Genomic DNA, 26722 nt, shown 5'->3' on the forward strand with positions numbered 1-26722 from the left:
GACTGACTCGATACAGAGATATCGTCTTCGAAACACACTGAAACACCCCCTCGCAAACGATCAACTCCGTAAAAAATTATACGGATGCGACATTCCTGTACGTTCGTCCCACTGTTTTCTGTCACACATCCCTTTGAGTGTTGCATTGGGTATGGGGCCTGCATAAGTATCCGCAGGTCGGCTCACAAGGCCCCCTCAAATCAAAAATGACAACAATGAGGCCACCATGCTCAAACACGCGGTCATTCCGTTTCTGGTCGGCGCAGGCTTGCTTGCCAGCGCACCCTCCGCCCTTGCGGCGACTAACCTGGTGTTTTGCTCCGAAGGCAGCCCCGCGGGCTTCGACCCGGGCCAGTACACCACCGGAACCGACTTCGATGCTTCAGCCGAGACCGTCTTCAACCGCCTGAGCCAGTTCGAGCGTGGCGGCACCGCGGTCATCCCGGGCCTGGCGACCAGCTGGGACATTTCCGAGGATGGCCTGACCTATACCTTCCACCTGCGCGAAGGGGTCAAGTTCCACACCACCGAGTTCTTCAAGCCGACCCGCGCGTTCAACGCCGACGACGTGCTGTTCACCTTCAATCGGATGCTCGACAAGGACATGCCGTTCCGCAAGGCGTATCCCACCGAGTTCCCGTACTTCACCGACATGGGCATGGACAAGAACATCGCCAAGGTCGAAAAGCTCGACGACCACACGGTCAAGTTCACCCTCAATGGCGTCGATGCCGCGTTCATCCAGAACCTGGCCATGAGCTTCGCCTCGATCCAGTCCGCCGAATACGCCGACCAGTTGCTCAAGCAGGGCAAGCCCGCCGACATCAACCAGAAGCCGATCGGCACCGGCCCGTTCGTGTTCAGCAAATACCAGAAAGACGCGCAGATCCGCTTCAAGGGCAACAAGGATTACTGGAAGCCTGACGATGTGAAGATCGACAACCTGATCTTCGCCATTACCACCGATGCCTCGGTGCGCATGCAGAAACTCAAGAAGAACGAGTGCCAGGTCACCCTGTTCCCGCGCCCGGCCGACATCGAACCGCTGAAGAACGACCCGAATCTGAAGATGCCTGACCAGGCCGGCTTCAACCTCGGCTACATCGCCTACAACGTGATGGACAAGATCAAGGGCAGCAACGAGCCTAACCCGATGGCCCAGCTCAAGGTCCGTGAAGCGCTGGACATGGCGGTGAACAAGCAGCAGATCATTGACTCGGTGTACCAGGGCGCCGGCCAGATGGCAGTCAACGCCATGCCGCCGACCCAGTGGTCCTACGACACCACCATCAAGGATGCCAAGTACGATCCGGAGAAGGCCAAGCAACTGCTAAAGGAAGCCGGCATCAAGGAAGGCACCGAGATCAACCTCTGGGCCATGCCGGTGCAACGCCCGTACAACCCCAACGCCAAGCTGATGGCCGAGATGCTGCAATCGGACTGGGCCAAGGTCGGCATCAAGGCCAAGATCATCAGCTACGAGTGGGGTGAGTACATCAAGCGCTCCAAAGGCGGCGAAAACGGCGCCATGCTGATTGGCTGGAGCGGCGACAACGGTGACCCGGACAACTGGCTGGGCACCCTGTTCGGTTGTGATGCCCTGGAAGGCAACAACTTCTCCAAATGGTGCTACAAGCCGTACGACGACCTGGTCAAGCAAGCCAAGGCCACCTCCGACCAGGCCAAGCGCACCGAACTTTACAAGCAAGCGCAACACATCCTCAAAGAACAGGTTCCGATGACACCCATCGCTCACTCGACGGTGTATCAACCTATGCGTTCAACCGTACAGGACTTCAAGATCAGCCCGTTTGGCTTGAACTCCTTCTATGGGGTCAGCGTGACCAAGTAGCAGCCAACCGGATCGGCCCCGCGACGCCACACGGCACCCGGGGCCGTACCCTGATGGCCTGGCAGGTCAACCGCTAGCGCATCGACACGGAACCGTCGCCCGCCCTATCGGATACCTCCTACACACCTCTGCGTAATCGCACCTATCTGCAACGCCCTGATGGACCTACCGTCAAGGGTGCAGCGTAGTCGGCGCGATTCGTACAGCTGTGCGCCATGGACCACGTGAAAAACAACAAGAGAGAAGGGACTGTCATGCGCCACACCCCGATTTATGCGGCACTGCTGGGCTTCGGCCTGCTCGCCCAGGCCCCGGCAAGCCTGGCCAAAAACCTGGTGTTCTGCTCCGAAGGCAGCCCGGGCGGATTTGACACCGCCCAGTACACCAGCGCCACCGACAATGACGCCGCCGAACCGATCTATAACCGCCTGGTGGAATTCGAACGCGGTGCGACGGCCGTCAAGCCGGCCCTGGCGAAAAGCTGGGAGGTTTCCGACGATGGCCTGACCTACACCTTCCACCTGCGCGAAGGGGTCAAGTTCCACAGCAACAAGGATTTCACCCCGAGCCGCGACTTCAACGCCGACGACGTGCTGTTCACCTTCAACCGGATGCTCGACCGCAACCACCCGTTCCGCAAGGCCTACCCCACCGAGTTTCCCTACTTCGTCAGCATGAGCCTGGACAAGAACATCGCACGGATCGAGACGACCGACCCGATGACCGTGGTCTTTACCCTCAACAGCGTCGATGCCGCTTTTGTGCAAAACCTGGCGATGAACTTTGCCTCTGTGCTCTCGGCCGAATATGCCGAGCAGCTGATGACGTCGGGGCGCCCTAGCGACATCAACCAGAAGCCGATCGGCACAGGCCCGTTCGTGTTCCAGCGTTACCAGAAGGACTCGCAGATCCGCTACCGCGGCAACAAGGACTACTGGGACCCGAGCCAGGTGAAGATCGACCAGTTGATCTTCTCGATCAACACCGACCCGTCGGTGCGCATCCAGAAGCTGCGCAAGAACGAATGCCAGGTCACCCTGCACCCGCGCCCCGCCGATCTCAACGCCTTGAAGAGCGACCCGAAGCTGCAGGTCATCGAGAAGCCCGGTTTCAACCTCGGCTACATCGCCTACAACGTGCGGCACAAACCCTTCGACCAGCTCGAGGTGCGCCAGGCCATGGACATGGCGATCAACAAATCGGCCATCGTCAAAGCGGTGTACCAGGAGGCTGGGCAGCTGGCGGTGGGCAGCATGCCGCCGACCCAGTGGTCCTACGACGACAGCATCAAGGATGCCGATTACAACCCGGACAAGGCCCGCGAATTGCTCAAGGCCGCCGGGGTCAAGGAAGGCACTGAAATCACCCTCTGGGCCATGCCTGTGCAACGCCCGTACAACCCCAATGCCAAGCTGATGGCCGAAATGCTCCAGGCCGACTGGGGCAAGGTCGGTCTGAACGTGAAGATCGTCAGCTACGAATGGGGCGAATATCTCAAGCGCACCAAGGACGGTGAACACGACATCTCGCTGATCGGCTGGACCGGCGACAACGGTGACCCGGACAACTGGCTCGGCACCCTGTACAGCTGCGACGCGATTGGCAGCAACAACTACTCCATGTGGTGCGACCCGCAGTACGACGCCCTGGTCAAGAAAGCCAAGACCATCACCGACCGCGAGCAACGCACCGCGCTTTACCAACAGGCGCAACAGCGCCTCAAGCAACAATTGCCCATCACCCCGATCGCCCATTCGACGGTCAACCAGCCGCTCAGTGCCAAGGTCGTGGATTTCAAGGTAAGCCCCTTCGGGCGCAACAACTTCTCAGGCGTCAGTACCGAATAAACCACTGCATCGGCCACGGGGGTGCACTCCACCCTCGCGCCCGATATCAGCCTGAATATGCCCGATCGCCTTACAGCAAACGATTGCAACCCTTGTACCAACCGGCAAGACGCCCAGCTCACAAAGCCAGGCGGTAACTAAAAAAAGAAAAGAAAAGAAAAGGGAGCTTTACCTTGAGACGAACCAAAACCGCAGTACTGGCAATGTCCCTCAGTGGTCTGTCAGCCATGGCCCAAGCCGAGCCCGCCAGCCAGGACTTCGTTCCGGTCAGCGTCAAATCCACCAGCGCCCAGAGCGAAGCCAAGGGCTTCATCGAAGGCCAGAGCCTGTCCGGCTCGACCCGCAACTGGTACGCCCGCGAACGCGCCACCCGCGCGCCAATGTGGAAGTACTACAAAAGCGACGGCACCCAACACGACACCCACAGCCGTGACAACTGGGTACAGGGCACCATCCTCAACTACACCTCGGGCTTTACCGAAGGTACCGTCGGCTTCAGCACCGAAGTCGCCGCCTACAACGCCATCGCCCTGGAGCGGGGCCGTGCCGCAGTCGCCGGGCCGAACAACCGGACCCTGACCCACAGCGATGGCGACGTCATCGGCCAGTGGAGCAAGATGGGCCTGGCCAACGTCAAGGCGCGGGTCTCCAACACCACCCTGACCGCCGGCCGCCAATCGATGGACACCCCGGTGCTTGCCTATATCGGCAACCGCGCCTTGCCGTCGAGTTTCGAGGGTGTGAGCATCCGCAGCGAAGAATTCGACAACCTGTCCTTCGATATCGGCACCTTCGACCGGCTCTCGACCCGGACCGAACAGGGCACCAGCAAATTCGTTGCCGAGTATGGTGATCGCGCCTTTGAAGCCGATCACGTCAACATCGCCGGCGTCAGCTACCAGCCACTGAAGAGCCTGAAAACCAGCTTCTACGTGTCCAACGTCGAAGACCTGTGGAACCAGTACTACTTCGGCGCCAGCCATGAACTGGGCGACAGCGCGGTGCTGAGCCTGACCACTGGCCTGAACTACTACAAGACCAAGGACGAAGGCAAAAGCAAGCTCGGCGACATTGATAACGACACCTACAGTCTGTCGTTCGGCCTGACCCACCAGGCCCACAACCTGACCTTCTCCTACCAGCAGGTCAACGGCAACGAGTACTTCGACTACCTGCACGACACCAACGCGATCTTCCTGGCCAACTCCCTGCTCTCGGACTTCAACGGCCCGAACGAGAAATCGATGCAGATCGCCTACGTGTTGAACATGGCCCAGTACGGCGTACCCGGCCTCAAGTTCAACCTGTACAACGCCCGCGGCTGGGGCATCGACGGTACCCACTACAAGAGCACCGGCTACGACGTCCGTGGCCTGGACGACGAGAACCACTACGAGTGGGGCATCGGCACCACCTACGCGGTGCAGAGCGGCACGCTCAAGGACACCACCATCCGCGCGACCTACACCGCCCACCGGGCCAGCAAGGCCCAGGCCGACGGCAGCCTGGACGAGCTGCGGATTGTCACCACCATTCCATTCAATTTCCTCTAGAACGCCCTGGCCCGGTCGGTTCGCCGAATCGACCGGGACGGCTACTCTGGTTAATCGATTGCAGGAGGTTTCATGAAACTGTTACCACTACAGGCTGCCCTGGCAGCCGTCCTGTTGAGTACTGCGGCGGGCCTCTCGGCCAAGCCGCTGGTGGTGTGTACCGAGGCCAGCCCGGAAGGCTTCGATATCGTCCAGTACACCACTGCCGTGACCGCCGATGCCTCGGCCGAGGCCATCTTCAACCGCCTGGTCGACTTCAAGCCAGGCACCACCGATATCCAGCCGGCCCTGGCCGAACGCTGGGACATCAGTGACGACGGCCTGACCTACACGTTCCACCTGCGCGAAGGGGTCACGTTCCACACCACCGATTACTTCAAGCCCACGCGCGACATGAATGCCGACGACGTGTTGTGGAGTTTCCGACGACAGCTGGACCCGAATCACCCGTGGCACAACAAGACCAGCATCGGCTTCCCCTATTTCGAGAGCATGGGTTTCAAGGACCTGCTCAAAAGCGTCGAGAAGACCGACGAGCACACCGTGGTCTTCACCCTGACCCGCCCCGAAGCGCCCTTCCTGCGTGACCTGGCCATGGCCTTCACCTCGATCTACTCTGCCGAATATGGCGACCAGCTACTCAAGGCCGACAAGACCACCGACCTCAACAGCAAACCAATCGGCACCGGCCCGTTCATCTTCCAGCGCTACAACAAGGACGCGCAGGTTCGCTACAAGGCCAACCCGGAGTACTTTCGCGGCAAGCCTCCAGCCGATGCGCTGATTTTCGCCATCGCCAATGACAACAACGTGCGCCTGCAGAAGCTCAAGGCCAACGAGTGCCAGGTGGCGCTGTATCCCAAGCCCGACGACATCCCCAGCATCAAGGCCGACCCCAAATTGAAAGTGGCCGAGATGGAAGCACTGACCACCGGCTACATCTCGCTCAACACTGAACACAAGTACCTGAGCGATGTGCGCGTGCGCAAAGCCATCAATATCGCCTTCGACCGCCAGACCCACGTCGACCAGCTGTTCGGCAAAGGCAACGCGCTGGTCGCGGTCAACCCTTACCCACCGACCATGATCGGCTACAACACCGACAACAAGAACCCGCCCCGCGACCTCGACAAGGCTCGTGCCCTGCTCAAGGAAGCCGGTGTGCCCGAGGGCACGGTGCTGACCTTGTTCACCCGCAACGGCGGCGGCCCGACCAACCCCAACCCGCGACTGAGCGCCGAAATGCTCCAGGCAGACCTGGCCAAGATCGGCCTGACGGTCGACATCCGCGTGATGGAGTGGGCGGAGATGCTGCGCCGCGCCAAAAAAGGCGAAGCCGATATGGTTTCCACCGGCTGGGCCAGCGACAACGGCGACCCGGACAACTTCCTCAGCCCACTGCTTAGCTGCGACGCGGTGAGAAGTGGCGAGAACTATGCCCGCTGGTGCAATCAAACTTTCCAGCAGTTGATCACCAAGGCCCGCGAAGTCACCGACAACGATGAGCGTGCAGCGCTCTATGTAAAGGCTCTGGCGGTGTACGATGAAGATCAACCGTGGATCAGCATGGCGCACCCGCAGATGTTTACCGCCATGCGCGACAACGTTGAGGGGTACCACATCAATCCCCTCACCAATAACAACTTCGCCACTACCCAGGTGAAGTAGAACAAGAACGACCGCCGGCGCCCCACCCGGGTGCCGGTGGGCATGCCTGACCGGCTGATGAGGTACTCCAGAAGATGTTTAGTTTTATTGCCCGGCGACTGGGATTGCTGATCCCGACCTTCTTCGGCATCACCTTGCTGACGTTTGCGCTCATACGGCTGATACCCGGCGACCCGGTGGAGGTCATGATGGGCGAGCGCCGGGTCGACCCGGAAATGCACGCCCAGGCCATGGAACGCCTTGGCCTGAACAAGCCGCTGCCCGAACAGTACCTGGACTACGTCAGCAAGCTCGCCCAGGGTGACCTTGGCGAATCGCTGCGCACCCGCGAAAGCGTCTGGACCGAGTTCCTCGCGCTGTTCCCGGCAACCCTCGAACTGGCCATGGCGGCACTGTTTTTCGCTGGCGTGATCGGCCTGCTGGCCGGGGTGATTGCCGCGCTCAAGCGGGGTTCGCTGTTCGACCACGGGGTCATGGGCATCTCACTTGCCGGCTATTCGATGCCGATCTTCTGGTGGGGCCTGATCCTGATCATGTTCTTCTCCGTGAGCCTGGGCTGGACCCCGGTTTCCGGACGCATCGACCTGCTCTACGACATCGAGCCGAAAACCGGCTTCATGCTCATCGATACCCTGCTCAGCGACGAAGAAGGCGCCTTCAAGGATGCGCTGATGCACCTGATCCTGCCGGCCATCGTGCTCGGCACCATTCCGCTGGCGGTAATCGCACGGATGACCCGTTCCTCCATGCTCGAAGTGCTGCGTGAAGACTACATCCGCACGGCCCGGGCCAAGGGCCTGTCTCCGGCCCGCGTGGTGTTCGTGCACGGCCTGCGCAACGCGTTGATCCCGGTGCTGACAGTATTCGGCCTGCAGGTCGGCACCCTGCTTGCCGGTGCGGTACTGACCGAAACCATCTTTTCCTGGCCGGGCATCGGCAAGTGGCTGATCGAAGCCATCGGCGCCCGTGACTACCCCGTGGTACAGAACGGCATCCTGTTGATTGCCTGCCTGGTGATCCTGGTCAACTTCGTCGTGGACATCCTCTACGGCCTGGCCAACCCACGCATCCGTCATCAGCGCTGAGGGCCCCGTCATGACTACCCCACTTCCGAAATCTGTCACCACCCCGGCCACCGCTGTCGACCAGAGCCTGCTCTACCCTTCGCCGTACAAGGAGTTCTGGCAGGCCTTTTCACGCAACAAGGGCGCGGTCGCCGGCCTTATGTTCATGAGCCTGATCGTGTTCTGCGCGCTGTTCGCCCCCTGGGTGGCACCGCACAATCCCAGCGAGCAGTACCGTGATTTCCTGCTGACCCCGCCGGTATGGCTCGAAGGTGGCAACTGGCAGTTCATCCTCGGCACCGATGAGCTCGGCCGGGACCTGCTCTCGCGGTTGATCCAGGGCTCGCGCCTGTCGCTGCTGATCGGCCTGTCGTCGGTGGTGATCTCGCTGATCCCGGGGATCTTCCTTGGCCTGCTGGCCGGATTCTTCCCGCGCATCCTCGGCCCGTCGATCATGCGCCTGATGGACGTGATGCTGGCCCTGCCCTCGCTGCTGCTGGCCGTGGCGATTGTCGCCATCCTCGGCCCTGGCCTGATCAACACCGTGATCGCCATCGCCATCGTCTCGTTGCCGTCCTATGTGCGCCTGACCCGCGCGGCAGTAATGGGCGAGCTGAACCGCGACTACGTCACCGCCGCACGCCTGGCCGGTGCCGGCCTGCCACGGCTGATGTTCGTCACCGTGCTGCCCAACTGCATGGCGCCGCTGATCGTCCAGGCCACCCTGAGCTTCTCTTCGGCGATCCTCGACGCTGCCGCCCTGGGCTTCCTTGGCCTTGGTGTGCAGCCGCCAACCCCCGAGTGGGGCACCATGCTGGCTTCGGCCCGCGACTACATCGAACGCGCCTGGTGGGTCGTGAGCCTGCCTGGCCTGACCATTTTGCTCAGCGTGCTGGCAATCAACCTGATGGGTGACGGACTGCGCGATGCGCTGGACCCGAAACTCAAGAATGCCGCCTGAGGAGATCGCCATGTCACTTCTGCAAATAAAAAATCTGAATGTGCGCTTTGGCGACGCCAACGCGGTACCGGTGGTCGACGGCCTGGACCTCACGGTCAATGAAGGTGAAGTGCTGGCCATCGTCGGCGAATCGGGTTCGGGCAAATCGGTAACCATGATGGCACTGATGGGCCTGATCGACGCACCGGGGCGGATCACCGCCGATGCCCTGACCTTCGACGGCACCAATATGCTCAAGCTCAGCGGCCGGCAACGGCGCAAGGTGGTGGGCAAGGATATGGCGATGGTCTTCCAGGACCCGATGACCGCCCTCAACCCCAGCTACACCGTGGGCTTCCAGATCGAAGAAGTGCTGCGCCAGCACCTCGGCCTGCGTGGCAAGGCCGCCCGCCAGCGTGCCCTGGAATTGCTCAAGAAGGTGGAAATTCCCGGCGCCGAAAGCCGCCTGGACGCCTACCCTCACCAGCTTTCCGGTGGCATGAGCCAGCGGGTGGCGATCGCCATGGCGATTGCCGGCGAACCCAAACTGCTGATCGCCGACGAACCGACCACCGCCCTCGATGTGACCATTCAGGCGCAGATCATGGAGTTGCTGCTCAACCTGCAAAAAGAGCAGAACATGGCGCTGATCCTGATCACCCACGACCTCGCCGTGGTTGCCGAAACCGCCAAGCGCGTGTGCGTGATGTACGCAGGGCAGGCCGTGGAAGTCGGCCAGGTGCCGGAATTGTTCGACGTGCCTGCGCACCCCTACAGCGAAGCGCTGCTGGCGGCGATTCCCGAGCACAGTGAAGGCGCCGAGCGCCTGGCGACCCTGCCAGGTATCGTCCCCGGTCGCTATGACCGCCCCGAGGGTTGCCTGCTGTCGCCGCGCTGCCCCTATGTGCAGGACAGCTGCCGTCGGCAACGGCCGACCCTCGATCCCCAGGCCCATAGCCTGGTGCGTTGTTTCTATCCGCTGAACCAGGAGGTGGCGTAATGACCGTCGTCCTTACCGCCCGTGAACTGACCCGTCACTATGAAGTTTCCCGTGGCCTGTTCAAGGGCCATGCCCTGGTACGTGCACTCAACGGTGTGTCCTTTGAACTGGAAGCGGGCAAGACCCTGGCCGTGGTTGGCGAGTCCGGCTGTGGCAAGTCGACCCTGGCCCGGGCCCTGACCCTGATCGAGGAGCCGTCGTCCGGCTCGCTGAAGATTGCCGGTCAGGAAGTCGCCGGGGCCAACAAGGCCGAGCGCAAGCAACTGCGCAAGGACGTGCAGATGGTGTTCCAGAGCCCTTACGCCTCGCTCAACCCGCGGCAGAAGATCGGCGACCAGCTGGGCGAACCGCTGCTGATCAACACCAAGCTGTCCAAGGCCGAGCGCCGCGAAAAGGTCCAGGCGATGATGCAGCAGGTCGGCCTGCGCCCCGAGCACTACCAGCGCTACCCGCACATGTTCTCCGGTGGTCAGCGCCAGCGTATCGCCCTGGCCCGGGCGATGATGCTGCAACCGAAAGTGCTGGTAGCCGACGAGCCGACTTCGGCCCTCGACGTGTCGATCCAGGCCCAGGTGCTGAACCTGTTCATGGACCTGCAGAAAGAGTTCAACACCGCTTATGTGTTCATCTCCCACAACCTGGCGGTAGTGCGCCATGTGGCCGACCAGGTGCTGGTGATGTACCTGGGCCGGCCAGCGGAAATGGGCCCCAAGGAGGACATCTACACCAAACCGCTGCACCCTTACACCCAGGCGCTGCTGTCGGCCACGCCAACCATTCATCCGGACCCGCTCAAGCCGAAGATCAAGATCGCCGGCGAGCTGCCCAACCCGCTCAACCCGCCGCCTGGCTGTGCCTTCCACAAGCGTTGCCCGTATGCCACTGAGCGTTGTGCTGCCGAGGAGCCGGCGTTCAGGCAGGTGGGTACGCGGCAGGTGGCGTGCCATTACGCCGAGCAGTTCCTGTAACTGCATCGCGGGGCAAGCCCGCTCCCACAGGATCCCTGTGTCCCGGACCCTGTGGGAGCCGGCCTTGCCGGCGATTGGGGCGCGCAGCGGCCCCAACGGCAGTTGAGCCTTGATCAGCCTTGGGGCACTATCAGTCAATGACCCCAGACCCAATCCCCGACGGCCCGGAACAAACCCCGGAAACCGCCGCCACCGTCCTGCGCTACCACCTGTGCTGGAAGCATCGCGACCTCGACGGGGTCATGGCCTTGTATCACCCCGATATCCAGTACAACGACTACTTCCAGAACCGCGTCCTGCACCTGGATGAGCTGCGCGAATACGTGCGCGTGAGCATGCCCGGCGAAGCCGATGAAGATATCGTCCATAGCGATCGCATACGTGTCGACGGCTGCACCGCCTTCATCCAGTACCAGGTCACCCTGCGTGGTGGCGAGGGCCTGGTGGCGTTCCAGTCCAGCGAAGCGATCACCGTGCGCGACGGGCTGGTCTGGCGGGTCAACGAGTACGCCTCGCTGGTCCGCACCCCCAGCCAGGACCCCGGCCACAACGACCTGCGCCCGGCAGTCAGCCGCCTGGGCCTGTCACCGCGCCAGCTGAGTTTCATGGCCCAGGACCTGGAGCAGTACTTCCAGCGCCAGCAACCTTACCTCGACCCGGAACTCGACCTGCAGCGCGTTGCCCGCGAAAGCGGATACAGCCGCAACCAGATCTCCTACCTGCTCAACCAGGTGCTCGGCCAGAGCTTCTACCGCTACGTCAACCAGGCTCGCCTGCAACACCTGCTGACCAGCCTTGGTGCCACCTCCACGGTCGCGCGCATCGACGAACTGGCCTTTGCCGCCGGCTTCAACTCGCTGTCGGCGTTCTACAAGTGTTTTCGCCAGCACACCGGCCTGTCGCCCAAGGCCTATGTGAAGCAGAATTCTCTGCGTGCACGCACGTAAGACACAGCGCCCCGCAAGCTTCTAGGATCGCCACAGACCGTTACCAATGTGGAGCCGAACAATGCTGGCATGGCGCAGTATCAGCCTGTGGATGGACCAACTCGATGAGCCGTTGAGCGCCCGCCCGGCACTGCAACAGGACCTGGACGTCGACGTCTGCATCATCGGCGCTGGCTATACCGGCTTGTGGACCGCCTACTACCTCAAGCGCCTGGCGCCGCAGCTGAACATCGCCATCGTCGAAGCGCAGATTGCAGGCTTTGGTGCCTCCGGGCGCAATGGCGGCTGGCTGATGGGCAACCTGCTGGGCGAAGACCGCCTGCTCGCCGGCTGCACGCCCGAACAGCGGCGCGCCGCCTACGACCTGCTGCACGGCATCCCCGATGAAGTTGCCCAGGTGCTCGAACGCGAAGGCATCGACTGCGACTACCGCAAAGGTGGCGTGCTGTATTGCGCAGCGCGCTACCCCGAGCAGGAAACCAGCCTGCGCGCGTACCTGAACAAACTCTACAAACAGGGCCTGACCGAAGCCGACTACCGCTGGCTTAGCCCCAGCGAGCTGGCGCCAGAGCTGCGCATCAGCCGCCCTTATGGCGCAATCTTCAATCCCAACGTCGCCACCATCCAGCCGGCCAAACTGGTGCGTGGCCTGGCCCGCACGGTAGAGGCCATGGGGGTGAAACTCTATGAGAACAGCCCCGTCACCCAATGGCGCGCTGGCGAAGTACGTACCCTGCAAGCGCGGGTCAAATGCCAGTGGCTGGTACCGGCGGTCGAGGGCTACTCGGTCAACCTGCCGCCACTGGGCCGTTATCAATTGCCGGTACAAAGCCTGCTGGTGGCCACCGAGCCGCTGCCCGAACAGATCTGGGATCAGATCGGCCTCAACCGTGGCCAGGCTTTCAGCGAGAACAGCCGCCAGGTGACCTACGGCCAGCGCAGCGCTGACAACCGCCTGGTGTTTGGCGCGCGCGGGGGGTACCGATTCGGCGGACGCCTGCGCGAGAACTTCGACCTCACCAGCAGCGAAATCGAGCTGCGCCGCTACCTGTTCGGCGAACTGTTCCCGCAACTGAAGAACGTCAACATCACCCACGCCTGGGGCGGCAACCTGGGCATGGCCCGGCGCTTTGCACCGCACATGTTCTGCGACCGCAACCAGGGCATTGCCCTGGCCGGCGGCTACGGCGGCGAAGGCGTTGGCGCCAGCAACCTCGGCGGACGCACCCTGGCCGATCTGATTCTTGAGCGGCGCGGCGTGCTCACCGAACAACCCTGGGCCAGCCACGACCGTGCCCTGCACAGCCTGCCCGGCTGGGAGCCGGAACCCTGCCGCTGGCTGGGCTACAACGCGATCATCAAGAGTTTCGTCCATGAAGACCAGACCCTCGCCAACCCGTCCAGCGCCCCCTGGCGCCGACGCCTGGCCAGCGGCGTGGCGGACTTCATGGAAGGTTTCATGCGCTGATTTTTCGATCCCCCTGCACAGGACTCACCGGTATGAGCATTACCCAGTTCAAGAACACCGACAGCGTCACCCTGGACGAATCCAACCCGGTGGCCGTGCCGCTCGGCGAGCCGGTCTCGATCGCCTCGGTGACCTGCGTCGAGCGCAGCGATGGCGTCGAAACCGGCATCTGGGAATGCACCCCGGGACGCTGGCGCCGGCAGATCGTCCAGCAGGAGTTCTGCCACTTCATCAAGGGCCGCTGCACCTTCACCCCTGACGGCGGCGAACCGCTGACCATTGAAGCCGGCGACGCCATCCTGCTGCCGGCCAACAGCACCGGCATCTGGGATATCCAGGAGACCGTGCGCAAGACCTACGTGCTGATTTTCTGATCATTTGATCGCCTGCCTCCTTCGATAAAAAACAGACCAAGCAAGGAATCCAGACATGCGCCCATTGCTCTTCGCACCACTATTGCTGGCCGCCTCCATCGCCCAGGCGGCCGATACGGTGAAAATCTACAACTGGTCCAGCTACATTGCCCCCGACACCCTGAAGAACTTCCAGCAGGCCAGCGGCATCGTGCCGACCTACGACGTGTTCGACAGCAACGAAACCCTCGACGGCAAGCTGATGACCGGCAACTCCGGCTATGACGTGGTGTTCCCGTCCAACCACTTCATGGCCCGGCAGATCCAGGGCAAGGCGCTCAAGCAACTGGACAAAAGCCAGCTGCCCAACTGGAAAAACCTCAACCCGGTGCTGCTCAAGGCCCTGGAGGTCAACGACCCGGGCAACCAGTACGGCTTCCCCTACCTGTGGGGCAGTACCGGGATCGGCTACAACATCGACAAGGTCAAGGCGGTGCTGGGCGACAATGCCCCGGTGGATTCCTGGGACCTGATCTTCAAGCCCGAGTACATCAGCAAGCTGAAAAGCTGCGGCGTGGCGGTGCTCGACAACGGCCCGGAACTGCTGCCCATCGCCCTTAACTACCTGGGTTTGCCGCACCACAGCCAGCAGCCGAAGGATTACGACAAGGCCAAGGAACTGCTGATGAAGGTGCGCCCGTATATCAACTACTTCCACTCCTCCAAGTACACCGCTGACCTGGCCAACGGCGACATCTGCGTGGTAGTGGGCTTCTCCGGCGACGTGCTGCAGGCCAGGAACCGGGCCGAAGAAGCCAACAACGGCGTGAAGGTCGGCTACTCGATCCCCAAGGAAGGCGCGCCGATGTGGTTCGACATGGTCGCCATGCCGGCCGACGCCCCGGACGAAAAAGCCGGCTACGCCTACATGAACTACCTGCTGCAGCCTGAGGTGATGGCCAACATCAGCAACCATGTGCAATACGCCAACGGCAACCTCAAGGCCGACCCCCTGGTCGACCCCGCGCTCAAGGCCAATACCATGATCTATCCGAGCGACGAGATGCTCGGCAAGCTCTACGCCCTGGAAGCGATGCCGGCGAAGATCGACCGTATCCGCACCCGGATCTGGACCAGCATCAAGGCCGGCAATTGATATAAGTAACACCCCTGTCCTGCTTGCTCGCGGCAATCTCCAGCGATTGCCGCGGGGATCGGCCCCCGGTTGCCTTTTACCACCGGGACCGTTTCATACTGCAACAGGAATTGATCCGCGACGAACATCTGAGCCGCGACTACCAGCAGCAACTGCTGACCCTGATCAGTGGCCTGGCCGAACGCCTCGACATCTCGTTTGCACCCGCTCCGCTGCCGTCACGCCAGACACAGGTTCTGGCGCCGTACGACCGGGCCATCGCTGCCCGGCTGCCGGGCAATGTGGTCAAAGCGCTCAACCGCTACTACAGCGAACGTGACGAGATTGCCGGGGTCCTGGGTAGCCTGCGGGAGCGGGCCAAGGCGCAGGCTGTTGCTGCCCATGCACCGCTCTGGTTACGCAAGGCATCGGCAACCGATCAAGATCACCGGCACCCGGGACCTCAACCAGGCCCGCCAGGTGTTCTTGAATGACAGCGAAAAACGCGCGCAGATCATGCTGTCCAATGCCGACAGCCTGGCATTGCTGATCTACCGGTTAGGCGCAGAACTGCACCCATGAGGGAGGCAACCCCGCCGCACCGAAGGCGGCGGGGTATGACAATCAGTGATGCTCGCGGGTCGCGCGGAACTTCACATCCGGCCAGCGCTCTTCCATCAGCGCCAGGTTGACCCGGGTCGGAGCCAGGTAGGTCAGGTGACCACCGCCGTCGATGGCCAGGTTTTCCACGGCCTTGTTCTTGAATTCCTCGAGCTTCTTCTTGTCGTCGCAGCTGATCCAGCGCGCCGACCAGACGGTGATGGGCTCGTAGGCACACTCGACCTTGTACTCTTCCTTCAGGCGGCTGGCGACCACATCGAACTGCAGCACACCGACGGCGCCGAGGATGATGTCGTTGCTGCGCTCCGGGAAGAACACCTGGGTCGCGCCCTCTTCAGCCAGTTGCTGCAAGCCCTGGCGCAGTTGCTTGGACTTGAGCGGGTCTTTCAGGCGCACGCGGCGGAACAGTTCCGGAGCGAAGTGCGGAATACCGGTAAAGCCCAGGGCCTCGCCTTCGGTGAAAGTATCGCCGATCTGGATGGTGCCGTGGTTGTGCAGGCCGATGATGTCGCCGGCCCAGGCCTCTTCCAGCTGCTCACGCTCGGAGGAGAAGAAGGTCAACGCATCGCCGATGCGCAGGTCCTTGCCGGTGCGCACGTGGCGCATTTTCATGCCTTTTTCGTAACGGCCCGAGCAGATACGCATGAAGGCGATACGGTCGCGGTGCTTGGGGTCCATGTTCGCCTGGATCTTGAACACGAAACCGCTGAACTTCTCTTCGGTCGGCTCGACGGCGCGCTCGTTGGCCTCGCGCGGCAGCGGACGTGGCGCCCAGTCGACGACGGCATCGAGCACGTGGTCGACACCGAAGTTGCCCAGCGCGGTACCGAAGAACACCGGAGTCAGCTCGCCACGCATGAATTCGCCCTGGTCGAATTCGTGACAGGCGCCCTGCACCAGTTCCAGCTGCTCGAGGAAGCGCTCGTACTCGTCGCCAAGGTGGGCGCGGGCTTCATCGGAGTCGAGCTTCTCGATGATCTTCACCTCGGTGCGCTCGTGGCCGTGGCCCGGGGTGTAGACGATAATGTAGTCGCCCGCCAGGTGGTACACGCCCTTGAAATCGCGGTAGCAACCGATCGGCCAGGTGATTGGTGCGGCCTTGATCTTCAGGACCGCTTCAATTTCATCGAGCAGTTCGATCGGGTCGCGGATGTCACGGTCAAGTTTGTTGATGAAGCTGACGATCGGCGTATCACGCAGGCGGCAGACGTCCATCAGGGCGATGGTCCGTGGCTCGACCCCTTTACCGCCGTCGAGCACCATCAGCGCCGAGTCGACGGCGGTGAGGGTACGGTAGGTATCTTCCGAGAAGTCTTCGTGGCCCGGGGTGTCGAGCAGGTTGATCATGTGCTCGCGATAGGGGAACTGCATCACCGAGGTGGTGATGGAGATACCACGCTGCTTCTCCATTTCCATCCAGTCGGAGGTGGCATGGCGGTCGGACTTTCGCGATTTCACCGTACCGGCGACGGCAATTGCCTTGCCCATCAGCAGGAGCTTTTCGGTGATGGTGGTCTTACCCGCATCGGGGTGGGAAATAATGGCGAAGGTGCGGCGTTTCGCGACTTCGGCGGCCTGGTTGGTCATGGGAAATCGCCTGGCAGGTGATTCAAAAAAAGGGCGCAGATTATAGCCCAAATTTGCCCCCGAACTGAACCGTTGGGTTAATCAGCGCTGGCCAAATGCCGCTTCAGATGGGAACCTTTACGACTGTGGAGGCGTCCACTCCCCTGATCCGCAATCGGTCATGACCGTTCGTCAGGGTTGGTTTCACCGGCACTACGAGCCTGACGAGGCTTCGCTTATGGCGTGTTCCACTCCGTTTCCGGACAACGCGCTGCTTATCGCGATCACACTGCCTGCCGCCTGGAATGGTGGCCGCCACGGGAGTGTGTTCGCCGACAACAAAAGGAGTCCGCCTGTGGCTAAAAGCTATGGCAAGGGGCTGATGGGATGTGCCTTCGTGCTCGTCATCCTGGCCCTGCTGATCCACTGGATCGGCATCGATACGATCGCGCACTACCGCGCCGATCTGTGGTTCTACCTGCAAGCGCACCTGATGCTGGTGTTGCTGTCGATGGTGGCGGCGTTAGCCGTGGGCATACCCGCTGGGATTGCCTTGAGTCGACCACACCGGGTCGACCGCGCCGAACGCTTCATGCAGTTTTTCAACATTGGCAACACCATCCCCCCTCTGGCCGTTCTGGCCATTGCCCTGAGTTTCCTGGGCATTGGCGCCGGTCCCGCGATCTTCGCGCTGTTCCTCGCCTCCCTCCTGCCGATCGTGCGCAACACCTACGAAGGCCTGAAAAACGTTCCCGCCTCGCTCAAGGAAGCCGCCACCGGCATCGGCATGACCCCGCGCCAGACCCTCTGGCGGGTCGAGCTGCCCAACGCCGTGCCGATCATCGTCGGCGGTGTACGGGTGGCCCTGGCGATCAACGTCGGGACTGCGCCGCTGTCGTTCCTGATTGGCGCCAATAGCCTGGGCAGCCTGATCTTCCCCGGCATTGCCCTGAACAATCAGCCGCAACTGCTGCTTGGCGCGGCCTGTACCGCCCTGCTCGCCCTGCTGCTCGACGCCCTGGTGGCGCAGTCCAGCCGCCGTTGGCTTGAACGCGGCCTGGCCCACTAAGCGAAGGAACTCTCATGAAAAGAATCGCCTTGTTGCTGGGCGCGGCCCTGCTGTTCGCAGGATTTGCCCAGGCCGCGACCAAACCTGTGATCCGCCTCGGTGCGCGGGTCTTCACCGAGCAGACGGTGCTGGCTGAAATCACCGCCCAGTACCTTAACCAGAACGGCTTCGACGTACGCATCACCGGCGGGCTGGGCAGCAACCTTGCCCGCAGCGCCCACGAAACCGGCCAGCTGGACATGGTCTGGGAATACACCGGTGTTTCGCTGGTGTCCTACAACCATGTCGACGAACGCATGCCCAGCGCCGCAGCCACCTACGCCAGGGTCAAGGAACTGGATGCGAAGAAAGACCTGATCTGGCTGACGCCGTCGAAGTTCAGCAATACCTACGCCCTGGCCCTGCCACGCAAGGTTGCCGAGCAGTACCCGCAGATCAACAGCATCAGCGAACTGAACCAGCTGCTGCGCGACGAGAAGGACCGCCCCCACGTGGTGGCCCTGGACACCGAGTTCGCCAACCGTCCCGATGGCCTGGTGGGCCTGACCGAAACCTACGACCTGCAACTGACCCGCCGCGACATCCGCCAGATGGACGCCGGCCTGGTCTACACCGCGCTGCGCAACGGCCAGGTATTCAGTGGCCTGGTGTACACCACCGACGGCCGCCTGAGCGCCTTTGACCTCAAGCTGCTGGAAGACGACAAGCACTACTTCCCCGACTACACCGCGGCGCCGGTGGTGCGCAAGGCCGTACTCGACGCCAATCCGCAACTGGCCAGCCTGCTCAAGCCACTGGCCGAACAGCTCGACGACGAGACCATGCGCCAGCTCAACGCCAAGGTCGATGTCGAGCACCAGAGCCCGGGCAAAGTCGCCGCCGAGTACCTGCGCCAGCACCCACCTGCACAGGAGCAGCCATAACATGCTCGATACCTTTACCCACCTCGACTGGGCCCAGGTACTGCACCTGACCTGGCAGCACATCACCCTGGTCGGTATCGCCGTCAGCCTGGCGATTCTGTTCGGCGTTCCGCTGGGCATCCTCATGACCCGCTTCCCGGCGCTCGCAGGCCCGTTGCAGGCCAGCGCCACGGTGCTGCTGACCATCCCCTCGATCGCCCTGTTCGGCCTGCTGCTGCCGTTCTACTCCAAGTTCGGCCAGGGCCTGGGGCCGTTGCCGGCGATCACGGCGGTATTTCTCTATTCGCTGTTGCCGATTCTGCGCAACACCTACCTGGCCCTGACCAACGTCGAGCCGGGCATTCGTGAAGCCGCCCGTGGCATCGGCATGACCTTCGGCCAGCGCCTGCGCATGGTCGAGCTACCCATCGCCGTGCCGGTGATCCTCGCTGGCGTACGCACCGCCGTGGTCATGAACATCGGCGTCATGACCATCGCCGCAACCATCGGTGCCGGTGGCCTGGGCGTGCTCATCCTCACCTCCATCAGCCGCAGCGACATGTCGATGCTGCTGGTCGGCGCCGTACTGGTGAGCCTCCTGGCCATCTTCGCCGACCTCATGCTGCAAGCCCTGCAACGCTCCCTGACTCCAAAAGGACTGCGCAAATGATCGAACTCCAGAACCTCAGCAAGACCTTTCACGCCAACGGCAAAGACGTCAAAGCCGTCGACTCCGTCAGCCTGACCGTCAACGAAGGCGAGATCTGCGTGTTCCTCGGCCCGTCCGGCTGCGGCAAGAGCACTACGCTGAAAATGATCAACCGCCTGATCGCGCCCACCTCGGGCAAGGTGCTGATCAATGGCGAAGACACCACCGGCCTGGATGAAGTGACCCTGCGCCGGCGCATCGGCTATGTGATCCAGCAGATCGGCCTGTTCCCCAACATGACCATCGAGGAGAACATCACCGTGGTCCCGCGCCTGCTCGGCTGGGACAAGCAGAAATGCCACGAGCGCGCCCGCGAGCTGATGAGCATGATCAAGCTCGAACCCAAGCAGTACCTGCAACGCTACCCGCGTGAGTTGTCCGGTGGCCAGCAACAGCGCATCGGTGTGATCCGCGCCCTTGCCGCTGATGCGCCATTGCTGCTGATGGACGAGCCGTTCGGTGCGGTCGACCCGATCAACCGCGAGATGATCCAGAACGAATTCTTCGAGATGCAACGGGCGTTGAACAAGACCGTGATCATGGTCAGCCACGACATCGACGAGGCGATCAAGCTGGGTGACAAGATTGCGATTTTCCGCGCCGGCAAGCTGATCCAGATCGACCACCCGGACACCCTGCTGGCCCATCCTGCGGACGACTTTGTCAGCAACTTCGTTGGCCAGGACAGCACCCTCAAGCGCCTGTTGCTGGTGCGTGCCGAAGACGCCGCCGACAACGCGCCGTCGGTAAGCCCGGAAACACCGGTGGCCGATGCCCTGGAGCTGATGGACGAACATGACCGTCGCTACCTGGTGGTCACCGACGGGCAGAACAAGGCCATGGGCTATGTGCGCCGCCGCGACCTGCATCGCCAGCAAGGCAGCTGCACCGATTTTCTGCGCACCTTCAACGCCACCGCGTCGCACGATGAGCACCTGCGCATCCTGCTGTCACGGATGTACGAGTTCAATCGCTCGTGGTTGCCGGTGCTGGATGCCGAGCAGGTGTTCCTCGGCGAGGTGACCCAGGAATCGATCGCCGCCTACCTGAGTTCGGGGCGTTCGCGTGGGGGCAAGACCTGCATTGTCTCGCCGGCACAAGCGCTGGCCTGACGCTGAAACGCATCGCGGGGCAAGCCCGCTCCTACATGTGGGAGCGGGCTTGCCCCGCGATCAGGCCTCAGAAGCCTACACTGGCCTGCACATAGAAGGTGCGCGGCTCACCCAGGTAGATCCCCGAGTTGTTGTCGCTGGAGCGGGTGTAGTACTGCTTGTCGAAGATGTTCTTCACCCCGGCCGCGAGCTTGAGGTTCGACAGTTCCTTGCCAAAGTCATATCCGCCGCGCGCCGCCCAGGTCACGTAGCCCGGAATGTCGCCGTACTGGCCATCGGCACTCGGCTCGGTGATGTAGTTGCCGTTGAAGCTGCCGTCGGCATTCATGCCGGTCCCCGGTGCGCGCTGTTTCGATTGGGCGTAGGCATCCAGGTTCCAGGTCCAGCGATTGATCTCATAGCGCAGCCCGGCATTGACGATTTGCCGCGAATAAAACGGCAGGTCACGGCCCTTGAAGCCGGGGATCTCGCCTTCATAGGTGGCACGGGTGTAGGTGAAGCCAGCATTGGCACTCAGGCCCTGCAGACGCGGATCAAGGCCCGACAGGTCGTAGTGCATCGAGGCTTCGATGCCCTGGTGCTTGGTCGCCCCGAGGTTGGTCCAGCCGATGTCGTTGCTGATGTACTGCAGCTCGTCATCGAAGTCGATGTAGAACGCGGTCAGTTCACCACCCCAGGTACCGTTGTTGTAGCGGGTCCCCACTTCATAGGTCTTGGCTTTCTCGGCCTGCAGGCCGTTGGCGGTCTGGTCGCCGCTGCCACCCTGGCCGAGCTGGAAGTACTGCAGGCTGCCGAACGAGGTCTCGTAGTTGGCGAACAGCTTCCACTCGTCAGACAGGTGATACATCACGCTCAGCGCCGGCAGCGGCTCGTTGCTGGTCACGCTGCGGTTCTTTTCCTGCACGGGCACGCCGTTGGTACCGCGCACCGGGCGCTCGTGCCAGTCGGTGTTGATGTGCTCGAAACGGATACCCGGGGTGATGGTCCAGTTGCCGACATCGATCTTGTCATCGATGTAGTAAGCGCTGGCTTCGGTACCGCCGGTACGGTCCTGGAACACATGGCCGTCGGAGGTCGGGGTCACGGTCGGCACGTTGTTGATCAGCGCCAGGCGGGTCGACTGCTCGTGCATCGCTTCTTTCAGGTAGCGATAACCGACGCTGACTTCCTGAGTGGTCGGGCCGGCGAAGAAGATCCGTGAAACCCGTGGCTCGATGGCGAAGGTGTGGTAGCTGCGCGGGTACGACGACAGGGTCTTCTGGTCGCGGGCAGCGATGCTGCTGCCACGGAAACTGTCGGTGTAGTAGGTCTGCACTTCGAACTGGGTAACGTCGTCGATCTGGCGCAGGTACTTGAAGGATACGTCCTTGCGTCGGCCGCTGAACGTATCGTAATCGCGGTCGGACTGGTACGGGTCGTCGTCGAACTGGGCCTGGGTCAGGCCGCCGGGCATGTCGGCCTTGGCGTCGTAGTAATGAAAATTGAGCCAGAACTCGTCGCTGTCGGTGACCGCCCAATGGGTCTTGAGCAACACGTCATCGATATCGTTATCGTTGTTGCTGCTGCGATAGCCATTGCCATTGACCCCGGAGTACAGCAGCGCCGCGCCCAGGCCGTTATCGGCAGTGCCGCCGAGAAAAGCCGACTCGATGTGCTTCCAGCCGCCATGGCGGGAGGTTTCCATCGTGGTCGACAGCTCACCGGTGGCCTTTTCCGGGATCGCCCGGGTGACGAAGTTGATCACCCCGCCGACGTTCTGCGGGCCATAGCGCACGGAACCTGCGCCACGCACCACGTCGATGCTGTCGAGGTTGCCAGAGGAGATCGGCGCCATCGACAGTTGGGGCTGGCCGTAAGGCGCGAAGGCTGCCGGGATGCCGTCGATCAACACCGTGGAGCGTGGCGACAACCGCGAGGTCAGGCCACGCACGCCGACGTTCAAGGCGATGTCGCTGCCGCCGGTGCCGTTGGAGTCCTGCACCTGGACCCCCGGCACACCGCGCAGCACGTCGCGTACGTTCAATGCGCCCTGCTCGATCATCGCTTCGCGGCGCACCACGGTACGTGCGCCGGGATGGTTATGGACCACGGTTTCTTCGGCGCTGCCAAGCCAGTCACCGACGACCTTGACGTCGGTGGGTGCCAGCTCCAGGCTGCCGGTAGTCAAGGTCCCGGCAGTCTGCGCCGGGTGCAGGACGACGGTGCCCTGGGAAATTTCGTAGATCAGGCCGCTGCCCTCAAGCAACGCCCGCAGCGCCTCTTCCGGTTGCAGGTTGCCGGAGACCGCTGGCGCCTGCTTGCCCGCCACCAGCTCAGGGCTGAAGAACAGTTGCAGCGAAGTCTGCTGGCCCAGCTGGCTCAACGCCGAAGCCAGCGGCTGGGCCTGGATCTGGATGCTGGCAGGCGCCGGGGCGGCATGGCCGCTGGCGATACCGCCGCTGACAGCCAGTGCCAGGGCCAGGGGCAACCAGCGGGAAGAACGCGGGGAAACGTTGTTGTTGTTCACGTCGTCGAGAGGTCCTGAGGGTCCGTACAGATGTCAATGCCGTGCAAATGGAAATGCTTGGCAGTTGCAGTTGGGCAGGAAGACGAACAACTGAAAAAAAACCTGAATTTATTTTGCGATTATTTCGCTGGAGCCGTCGGCATGGGCCTTGATGGTCACCGGCAGGATGCTCGGCAACGCCCGCAGCAAGGCGTCGGTATCGTCGGCATTGAAGGTGCTGCTCAAGCGCAGCGCGGCGACTTTGCCGGGGGCAACACGCAGGGGCAGCTCACGGTAGCGCGAAACGTCCTTGACCACTTCGCTGAGGGGTACATCGTTGAACACCAGCTTGCCCTTGCGCCAGGCGGTCACTGCTGCGGCGTCCACCGCGTAGGGCGCCGCCACCTGGCCGCGGGCATCGATATGCGAACCGAACCCGGCGGTCAGCAGAGCCCTGGAGGCATCACGGCCTTCAACCCGCACCGAGCCGTTTTCGACCGCCACGCGGGTTTGTTCCGGGTCCTGGCGAACATCGAAGCGAGTACCGGTGACCGTCACCGTGCCATGCCCGGTGCTGACCATGAAAGGCCGCCCGCTGTCGTGGGCGACGCTGAACATCACCTCGCCCTCACGCAATTCGATACGCCGCTGACCGGCGCTGAACTGTACGACCAGTTGCGTTCGACCGTTGACTTCAAGCTGTGAGCCATCCGGCAAGTCGAGCTGACGACGTTCGCCCAGGGCCGTCTGCACCTGGTCCTGATAATTGAGCTGGTGCTGCTGCCAGCCAAACCAGCCCAAACCCAGCGCCAGGCTCGCAACACCGGCCGCCAATGCCTGACTGATGAAGCGCCGACGCGGCAACTGGCTGACCGGATCGGCCTGGCACAGGGCCTCAAGACGCGCACGCGGCACGTGCCCGGCAGCGTCCCAGAGCGTGCCGAGCAGATCGAATTCGTATTGGTGCTGCGGGTGCTCGGCCAGCCAGCGCTGCAGCTCACCCTGTTGCGCCAGCGCCAGGGCGCCATCACGGCTGCGGGCAAACCATTGGGCCGCCTGTTCGCGCACGGTTTCGCTGCCGCAAGGGCACGCGTGCTGATTCATGAAAACATTCGCCTGACTCATCTCGTCGACACATCCAGGTGCTCACGCAGATGCCGGAGCGTGCGGATCATATACTTTTCGACCATGTTCTTGGTCAAGCCCATGCGCTCGGCGATCTCGGCCTGGGTCAGGCCTTCGAGCTTCTGCCAGATGAACACCCGCCGGCAGTTGAGGGGCAACTCGGCCAGGGCACGCTCGACGCTGTCGGCCAGTTCCACGGCATTCATGTAGGCCTCCGGATCGCCGCTGGCATCACTGCCGAGCTCGAAAGCATCCTGCTCCAGGGCCTGGCGACGGTCTTCGCGACGGTAGCCGTCCACGGCAATGTTGCGCGCAGTCTGGTGCAGATAAGCCCGCGGTTGCTCGACCCCGGCCTGGTCGCTTTCCAGTACCCGCACAAATGCATCATGCGCCAGGTCTTCGGCCTGCTGACGACTGCGCAGTTTGCGCGTCCAGGTACCGATCAGCTCATGGTAGTGGTCGAGAAAGCCTTTGTGTCGCGACACGATGCACCGGTCTTCACAGGCGAGTAGGAATGGCGCGAATAGTAATGTTTCTTATTAAGACCGGCAATCGAAGATCACCGCGGCCGACGAAGCGCCGGACAGGAAAAAAATCCGCGAAAAAGTGTGTAGCCGACCGGCTGTCAGGGCGGAAAAAAATATGAACGGCCGCCGATTAATCGCACGCTGCGCTTGAGCGTCGCTGCGCCCCCAAATGACCGATATTTACCGCACTTTCGCCACCAACTTCGACTATTGCATCCATTTGCGTGTTCTACGGTAGATCCCGGCGTATACCGGTATTTTTAACGCTTTTGCCATCAAATTGAACATCTACTGTTTACCTGGGTCGGTAACAAAGTGGCTGACCGCCCCGGGGCGACGGACGTGTGCAAAAACGCGACATTTTTTGTTGATCTCGAGCCCCTCAGGTCCTAAAGTTCGCGCCGAACGTCCATGCTGGAAACGATCCATCCGGCTCAAGTACTGACGACGAGACAGCAAGGTCACCCGTAGCTCGCTTTATCACGCACGGTTGACCTTTTTGCTTTCGGCGACATGCCTTGGGAAGTAGGCGAACCAAAGTGGGGATACGGAGGACGTTCAGTTGCAGCCACTTATTTTTTCAGTTTGCCCATGGAGTCCCTAAGCATGTCGATTCAGGTCGAAGACTACTTCGCGCGCGATACCTTCCAGAAAATGAAGGCCTTCGCCGACAAGCAAGAAACCCCGTTCGTGCTCATCGACACCCAGATGATCAGCCAGGCCTATGATGACCTGCGCGCCGGTTTCGAATTCGCCAAGGTCTACTACGCGGTCAAGGCCAACCCGGCCGTGGAGATCATCGACCTGCTCAAGGAAAAGGGCTCGAGCTTCGACATCGCCTCGATCTACGAGCTGGACAAAGTGATGGGCCGCGGTGTCAGCGCCGATCGCATCAGCTACGGCAACACCATCAAGAAATCCAAGGACATTCGCTACTTCTACGAGAAGGGCGTGCGCCTGTACGCCACCGACTCCGAAGCCGACCTGCGCAACATCGCCAAGGCCGCGCCGGGTTCGAAAGTCTATGTGCGCATCCTCACTGAAGGCTCGACCACCGCCGACTGGCCACTGTCGCGCAAGTTCGGCTGCCAGACCGACATGGCCATGGACCTGCTGATCCTCGCCCGCGACCTGGGCCTGGTGCCTTACGGCGTGTCGTTCCACGTTGGCTCGCAACAGCGCGACATCAGCGTCTGGGACGCGGCGATTGCCAAGGTTAAGGTGATCTTCGAGCGCCTGAAAGAAGAAGACGGCATCGAACTCAAGCTGATCAACATGGGGGGCGGCTTCCCGGCCAACTACATCACCCGTACCAACAGCCTGGAAACCTATGCCGAAGAGATCATCCGCTTCCTCAAGGAAGACTTCGGTGACGACCTGCCGGAAATCATCCTCGAGCCAGGCCGTTCGCTGATCGCCAACGCCGGCATCCTGGTCAGTGAAGTGGTGCTGGTGGCGCGTAAATCGCGTACCGCCGTCGAGCGCTGGGTATACACCGACGTGGGCAAGTTCTCCGGCCTGATCGAAACCATGGACGAGTCCATCAAGTTCCCGATCTGGACCGAGAAGAAAGGCGAGATGGAAGAAGTGGTGATCGCAGGCCCCACCTGCGACAGCGCCGACATCATGTACGAGCACTACAAGTACGGCCTGCCGCTGAACCTGGCAATCGGTGACCGCCTGTACTGGCTGTCAACCGGTGCCTACACTACCAGCTACAGCGCGGTGGAATTCAACGGTTTCCCGCCGTTGAAAGCCTACTACCTGTAACGCCTGAACGAGGGCGGCGGCAAGCGTCGCCCTCGTCAATG

The 26722-nt window shown here is 62.0% G+C and carries 22 protein-coding genes; 18 read left to right on the forward strand and 4 right to left on the reverse strand.

The window, feature by feature from the left end; genetic code table 11:
- Window positions 1–226 precede the first annotated feature (226 nt).
- The 13 genes from JV241A_RS20260 (at window position 227) to JV241A_RS20320 (ending at window position 15289) form a co-directional block, all read left to right on the forward strand.
- Window positions 227–1852 (forward strand): ABC transporter substrate-binding protein, encoded by a 1626-nt coding sequence (locus tag JV241A_RS20260; protein ID WP_115088610.1) that lies wholly within the window; start codon window positions 227–229, stop codon window positions 1850–1852.
- Between the two features lie 254 nt (window positions 1853–2106).
- The gene (locus JV241A_RS20265; protein WP_115088611.1) at window positions 2107–3699 is read left to right on the forward strand and encodes an ABC transporter substrate-binding protein; all 1593 of its coding nucleotides are present in this window, start codon (window positions 2107–2109) and stop codon (window positions 3697–3699) included.
- A 203-nt stretch (window positions 3700–3902) separates the two neighbouring features.
- Window positions 3903–5252: an OprD family porin gene (locus JV241A_RS20270; protein ID WP_115088612.1), complete on the forward strand. Its 1350-nt coding sequence runs from the start codon at window positions 3903–3905 to the stop codon at window positions 5250–5252.
- A gap of 72 nt (window positions 5253–5324) precedes the next feature.
- Entirely contained in the window at window positions 5325–6920 is a 1596-nt protein-coding gene (locus JV241A_RS20275; RefSeq protein ID WP_115088613.1) for an ABC transporter substrate-binding protein, read from the forward strand.
- A gap of 74 nt (window positions 6921–6994) precedes the next feature.
- Window positions 6995–8005 (forward strand): ABC transporter permease subunit, encoded by a 1011-nt coding sequence (locus JV241A_RS20280; RefSeq protein ID WP_036993941.1) that lies wholly within the window; start codon window positions 6995–6997, stop codon window positions 8003–8005.
- 10 nt (window positions 8006–8015) lie between these two features.
- The gene (locus JV241A_RS20285) at window positions 8016–8945 is read left to right on the forward strand and encodes an ABC transporter permease subunit (RefSeq protein ID WP_036993939.1); all 930 of its coding nucleotides are present in this window, start codon (window positions 8016–8018) and stop codon (window positions 8943–8945) included.
- Window positions 8946–8955: 10 nt separating this feature from the next.
- Window positions 8956–9924, forward strand: coding sequence for an ABC transporter ATP-binding protein (locus tag JV241A_RS20290; protein ID WP_115088614.1), 969 nt, complete (start codon window positions 8956–8958; stop codon window positions 9922–9924).
- Window positions 9924–10892 (forward strand): peptide ABC transporter ATP-binding protein, encoded by a 969-nt coding sequence (locus tag JV241A_RS20295; protein WP_134064187.1) that lies wholly within the window; start codon window positions 9924–9926, stop codon window positions 10890–10892. The genes JV241A_RS20290 and JV241A_RS20295 overlap by 1 nt, the downstream gene beginning before the upstream one ends.
- Before the next feature lie 137 nt (window positions 10893–11029).
- Window positions 11030–11839, forward strand: a complete 810-nt coding sequence (locus JV241A_RS20300) for a nuclear transport factor 2 family protein (protein WP_115088616.1) — start codon at window positions 11030–11032, stop codon at window positions 11837–11839.
- Window positions 11840–11900: 61 nt separating this feature from the next.
- A complete protein-coding gene (locus tag JV241A_RS20305) occupies window positions 11901–13307 on the forward strand; it encodes an FAD-dependent oxidoreductase (RefSeq protein WP_134064189.1) in 1407 nt (468 codons plus the stop codon).
- 32 nt (window positions 13308–13339) lie between these two features.
- On the forward strand, window positions 13340–13681 hold the full coding sequence (locus JV241A_RS20310) for a cupin domain-containing protein (protein ID WP_115088618.1): 342 nt from the start codon (window positions 13340–13342) through the stop codon (window positions 13679–13681).
- A gap of 55 nt (window positions 13682–13736) precedes the next feature.
- A complete protein-coding gene (locus JV241A_RS20315) occupies window positions 13737–14816 on the forward strand; it encodes a polyamine ABC transporter substrate-binding protein (RefSeq protein WP_134064191.1) in 1080 nt (359 codons plus the stop codon).
- Between the two features lie 110 nt (window positions 14817–14926).
- Window positions 14927–15289, forward strand: coding sequence for a hypothetical protein (locus tag JV241A_RS20320; RefSeq protein ID WP_134064193.1), 363 nt, complete (start codon window positions 14927–14929; stop codon window positions 15287–15289).
- A 130-nt stretch (window positions 15290–15419) separates the two neighbouring features.
- On the opposite strand, the gene JV241A_RS20325 is transcribed toward JV241A_RS20320, so the two are convergent.
- Window positions 15420–17003, reverse strand: coding sequence for a peptide chain release factor 3 (locus JV241A_RS20325; protein WP_010223431.1), 1584 nt, complete (start codon window positions 17001–17003; stop codon window positions 15420–15422).
- Between the two features lie 361 nt (window positions 17004–17364).
- On the opposite strand from JV241A_RS20325, the gene JV241A_RS20330 reads away from it, so the two are divergent.
- Genes JV241A_RS20330 through JV241A_RS20345 form a run of 4 tightly spaced genes read left to right on the forward strand, consistent with a single transcriptional unit; the run spans window position 17365 to window position 20774 of the window.
- On the forward strand, window positions 17365–18051 hold the full coding sequence (locus tag JV241A_RS20330; RefSeq protein WP_166675730.1) for an ABC transporter permease: 687 nt from the start codon (window positions 17365–17367) through the stop codon (window positions 18049–18051).
- A gap of 14 nt (window positions 18052–18065) precedes the next feature.
- The gene (locus tag JV241A_RS20335; protein WP_134064195.1) at window positions 18066–18974 is read left to right on the forward strand and encodes a glycine betaine ABC transporter substrate-binding protein; all 909 of its coding nucleotides are present in this window, start codon (window positions 18066–18068) and stop codon (window positions 18972–18974) included.
- A gap of 1 nt (window position 18975) precedes the next feature.
- The gene (locus JV241A_RS20340; protein ID WP_115088623.1) at window positions 18976–19623 is read left to right on the forward strand and encodes an ABC transporter permease; all 648 of its coding nucleotides are present in this window, start codon (window positions 18976–18978) and stop codon (window positions 19621–19623) included.
- On the forward strand, window positions 19620–20774 hold the full coding sequence (locus JV241A_RS20345) for an ABC transporter ATP-binding protein (protein ID WP_115088624.1): 1155 nt from the start codon (window positions 19620–19622) through the stop codon (window positions 20772–20774). Before JV241A_RS20340 ends, JV241A_RS20345 begins: the two co-directional genes overlap by 4 nt.
- A gap of 67 nt (window positions 20775–20841) precedes the next feature.
- On the opposite strand, the gene JV241A_RS20350 is transcribed toward JV241A_RS20345, so the two are convergent.
- From JV241A_RS20350 to JV241A_RS20360, 3 genes are all read right to left on the reverse strand, one after another.
- On the reverse strand, window positions 20842–23280 hold the full coding sequence (locus tag JV241A_RS20350; protein ID WP_134064197.1) for a TonB-dependent receptor: 2439 nt from the start codon (window positions 23278–23280) through the stop codon (window positions 20842–20844).
- A gap of 108 nt (window positions 23281–23388) precedes the next feature.
- Window positions 23389–24363: a FecR family protein gene (locus tag JV241A_RS20355; RefSeq protein ID WP_115088626.1), complete on the reverse strand. Its 975-nt coding sequence runs from the start codon at window positions 24361–24363 to the stop codon at window positions 23389–23391.
- A gap of 17 nt (window positions 24364–24380) precedes the next feature.
- A complete protein-coding gene (locus JV241A_RS20360) occupies window positions 24381–24869 on the reverse strand; it encodes a sigma-70 family RNA polymerase sigma factor (protein ID WP_115088627.1) in 489 nt (162 codons plus the stop codon).
- A 648-nt stretch (window positions 24870–25517) separates the two neighbouring features.
- On the opposite strand from JV241A_RS20360, the gene JV241A_RS20365 reads away from it, so the two are divergent.
- Window positions 25518–26681 carry a type III PLP-dependent enzyme gene (locus JV241A_RS20365; protein ID WP_036993923.1) on the forward strand — a complete coding sequence of 388 codons (1164 nt, stop codon included), beginning with the start codon at window positions 25518–25520 and terminating at the stop codon, window positions 26679–26681.
- The last annotated feature ends 41 nt before the right edge of the window (window positions 26682–26722 follow it).

The sequence above is a fragment of the Pseudomonas sp. JV241A genome (assembly GCF_900275665.1).
Taxonomy (GTDB): Bacteria; Pseudomonadota; Gammaproteobacteria; order Pseudomonadales; family Pseudomonadaceae; genus Aquipseudomonas; species Aquipseudomonas wadenswilerensis.

Coding starts and splice junctions, on each gene's coding strand:
- JV241A_RS20260 (WP_115088610.1), top strand. CDS start 227: ATGCTCAAACACGCGGTCATTCCGTTTCTGGTCGGCGCAGGCTTGCTT.
- JV241A_RS20265 (WP_115088611.1), top strand. CDS start 2,107: ATGCGCCACACCCCGATTTATGCGGCACTGCTGGGCTTCGGCCTGCTC.
- JV241A_RS20270 (WP_115088612.1), top strand. CDS start 3,903: ATGTCCCTCAGTGGTCTGTCAGCCATGGCCCAAGCCGAGCCCGCCAGC.
- JV241A_RS20275 (WP_115088613.1), top strand. CDS start 5,325: ATGAAACTGTTACCACTACAGGCTGCCCTGGCAGCCGTCCTGTTGAGT.
- JV241A_RS20280 (WP_036993941.1), top strand. CDS start 6,995: ATGTTTAGTTTTATTGCCCGGCGACTGGGATTGCTGATCCCGACCTTC.
- JV241A_RS20285 (WP_036993939.1), top strand. CDS start 8,016: ATGACTACCCCACTTCCGAAATCTGTCACCACCCCGGCCACCGCTGTC.
- JV241A_RS20290 (WP_115088614.1), top strand. CDS start 8,956: ATGTCACTTCTGCAAATAAAAAATCTGAATGTGCGCTTTGGCGACGCC.
- JV241A_RS20295 (WP_134064187.1), top strand. CDS start 9,924: ATGACCGTCGTCCTTACCGCCCGTGAACTGACCCGTCACTATGAAGTT.
- JV241A_RS20300 (WP_115088616.1), top strand. CDS start 11,030: ATGACCCCAGACCCAATCCCCGACGGCCCGGAACAAACCCCGGAAACC.
- JV241A_RS20305 (WP_134064189.1), top strand. CDS start 11,901: ATGCTGGCATGGCGCAGTATCAGCCTGTGGATGGACCAACTCGATGAG.
- JV241A_RS20310 (WP_115088618.1), top strand. CDS start 13,340: ATGAGCATTACCCAGTTCAAGAACACCGACAGCGTCACCCTGGACGAA.
- JV241A_RS20315 (WP_134064191.1), top strand. CDS start 13,737: ATGCGCCCATTGCTCTTCGCACCACTATTGCTGGCCGCCTCCATCGCC.
- JV241A_RS20325 (WP_010223431.1), bottom strand. CDS start 17,003: ATGACCAACCAGGCCGCCGAAGTCGCGAAACGCCGCACCTTCGCCATT.
- JV241A_RS20330 (WP_166675730.1), top strand. CDS start 17,365: ATGGGATGTGCCTTCGTGCTCGTCATCCTGGCCCTGCTGATCCACTGG.
- JV241A_RS20335 (WP_134064195.1), top strand. CDS start 18,066: ATGAAAAGAATCGCCTTGTTGCTGGGCGCGGCCCTGCTGTTCGCAGGA.
- JV241A_RS20340 (WP_115088623.1), top strand. CDS start 18,976: ATGCTCGATACCTTTACCCACCTCGACTGGGCCCAGGTACTGCACCTG.
- JV241A_RS20345 (WP_115088624.1), top strand. CDS start 19,620: ATGATCGAACTCCAGAACCTCAGCAAGACCTTTCACGCCAACGGCAAA.
- JV241A_RS20355 (WP_115088626.1), bottom strand. CDS start 24,363: ATGAATCAGCACGCGTGCCCTTGCGGCAGCGAAACCGTGCGCGAACAG.
- JV241A_RS20365 (WP_036993923.1), top strand. CDS start 25,518: ATGTCGATTCAGGTCGAAGACTACTTCGCGCGCGATACCTTCCAGAAA.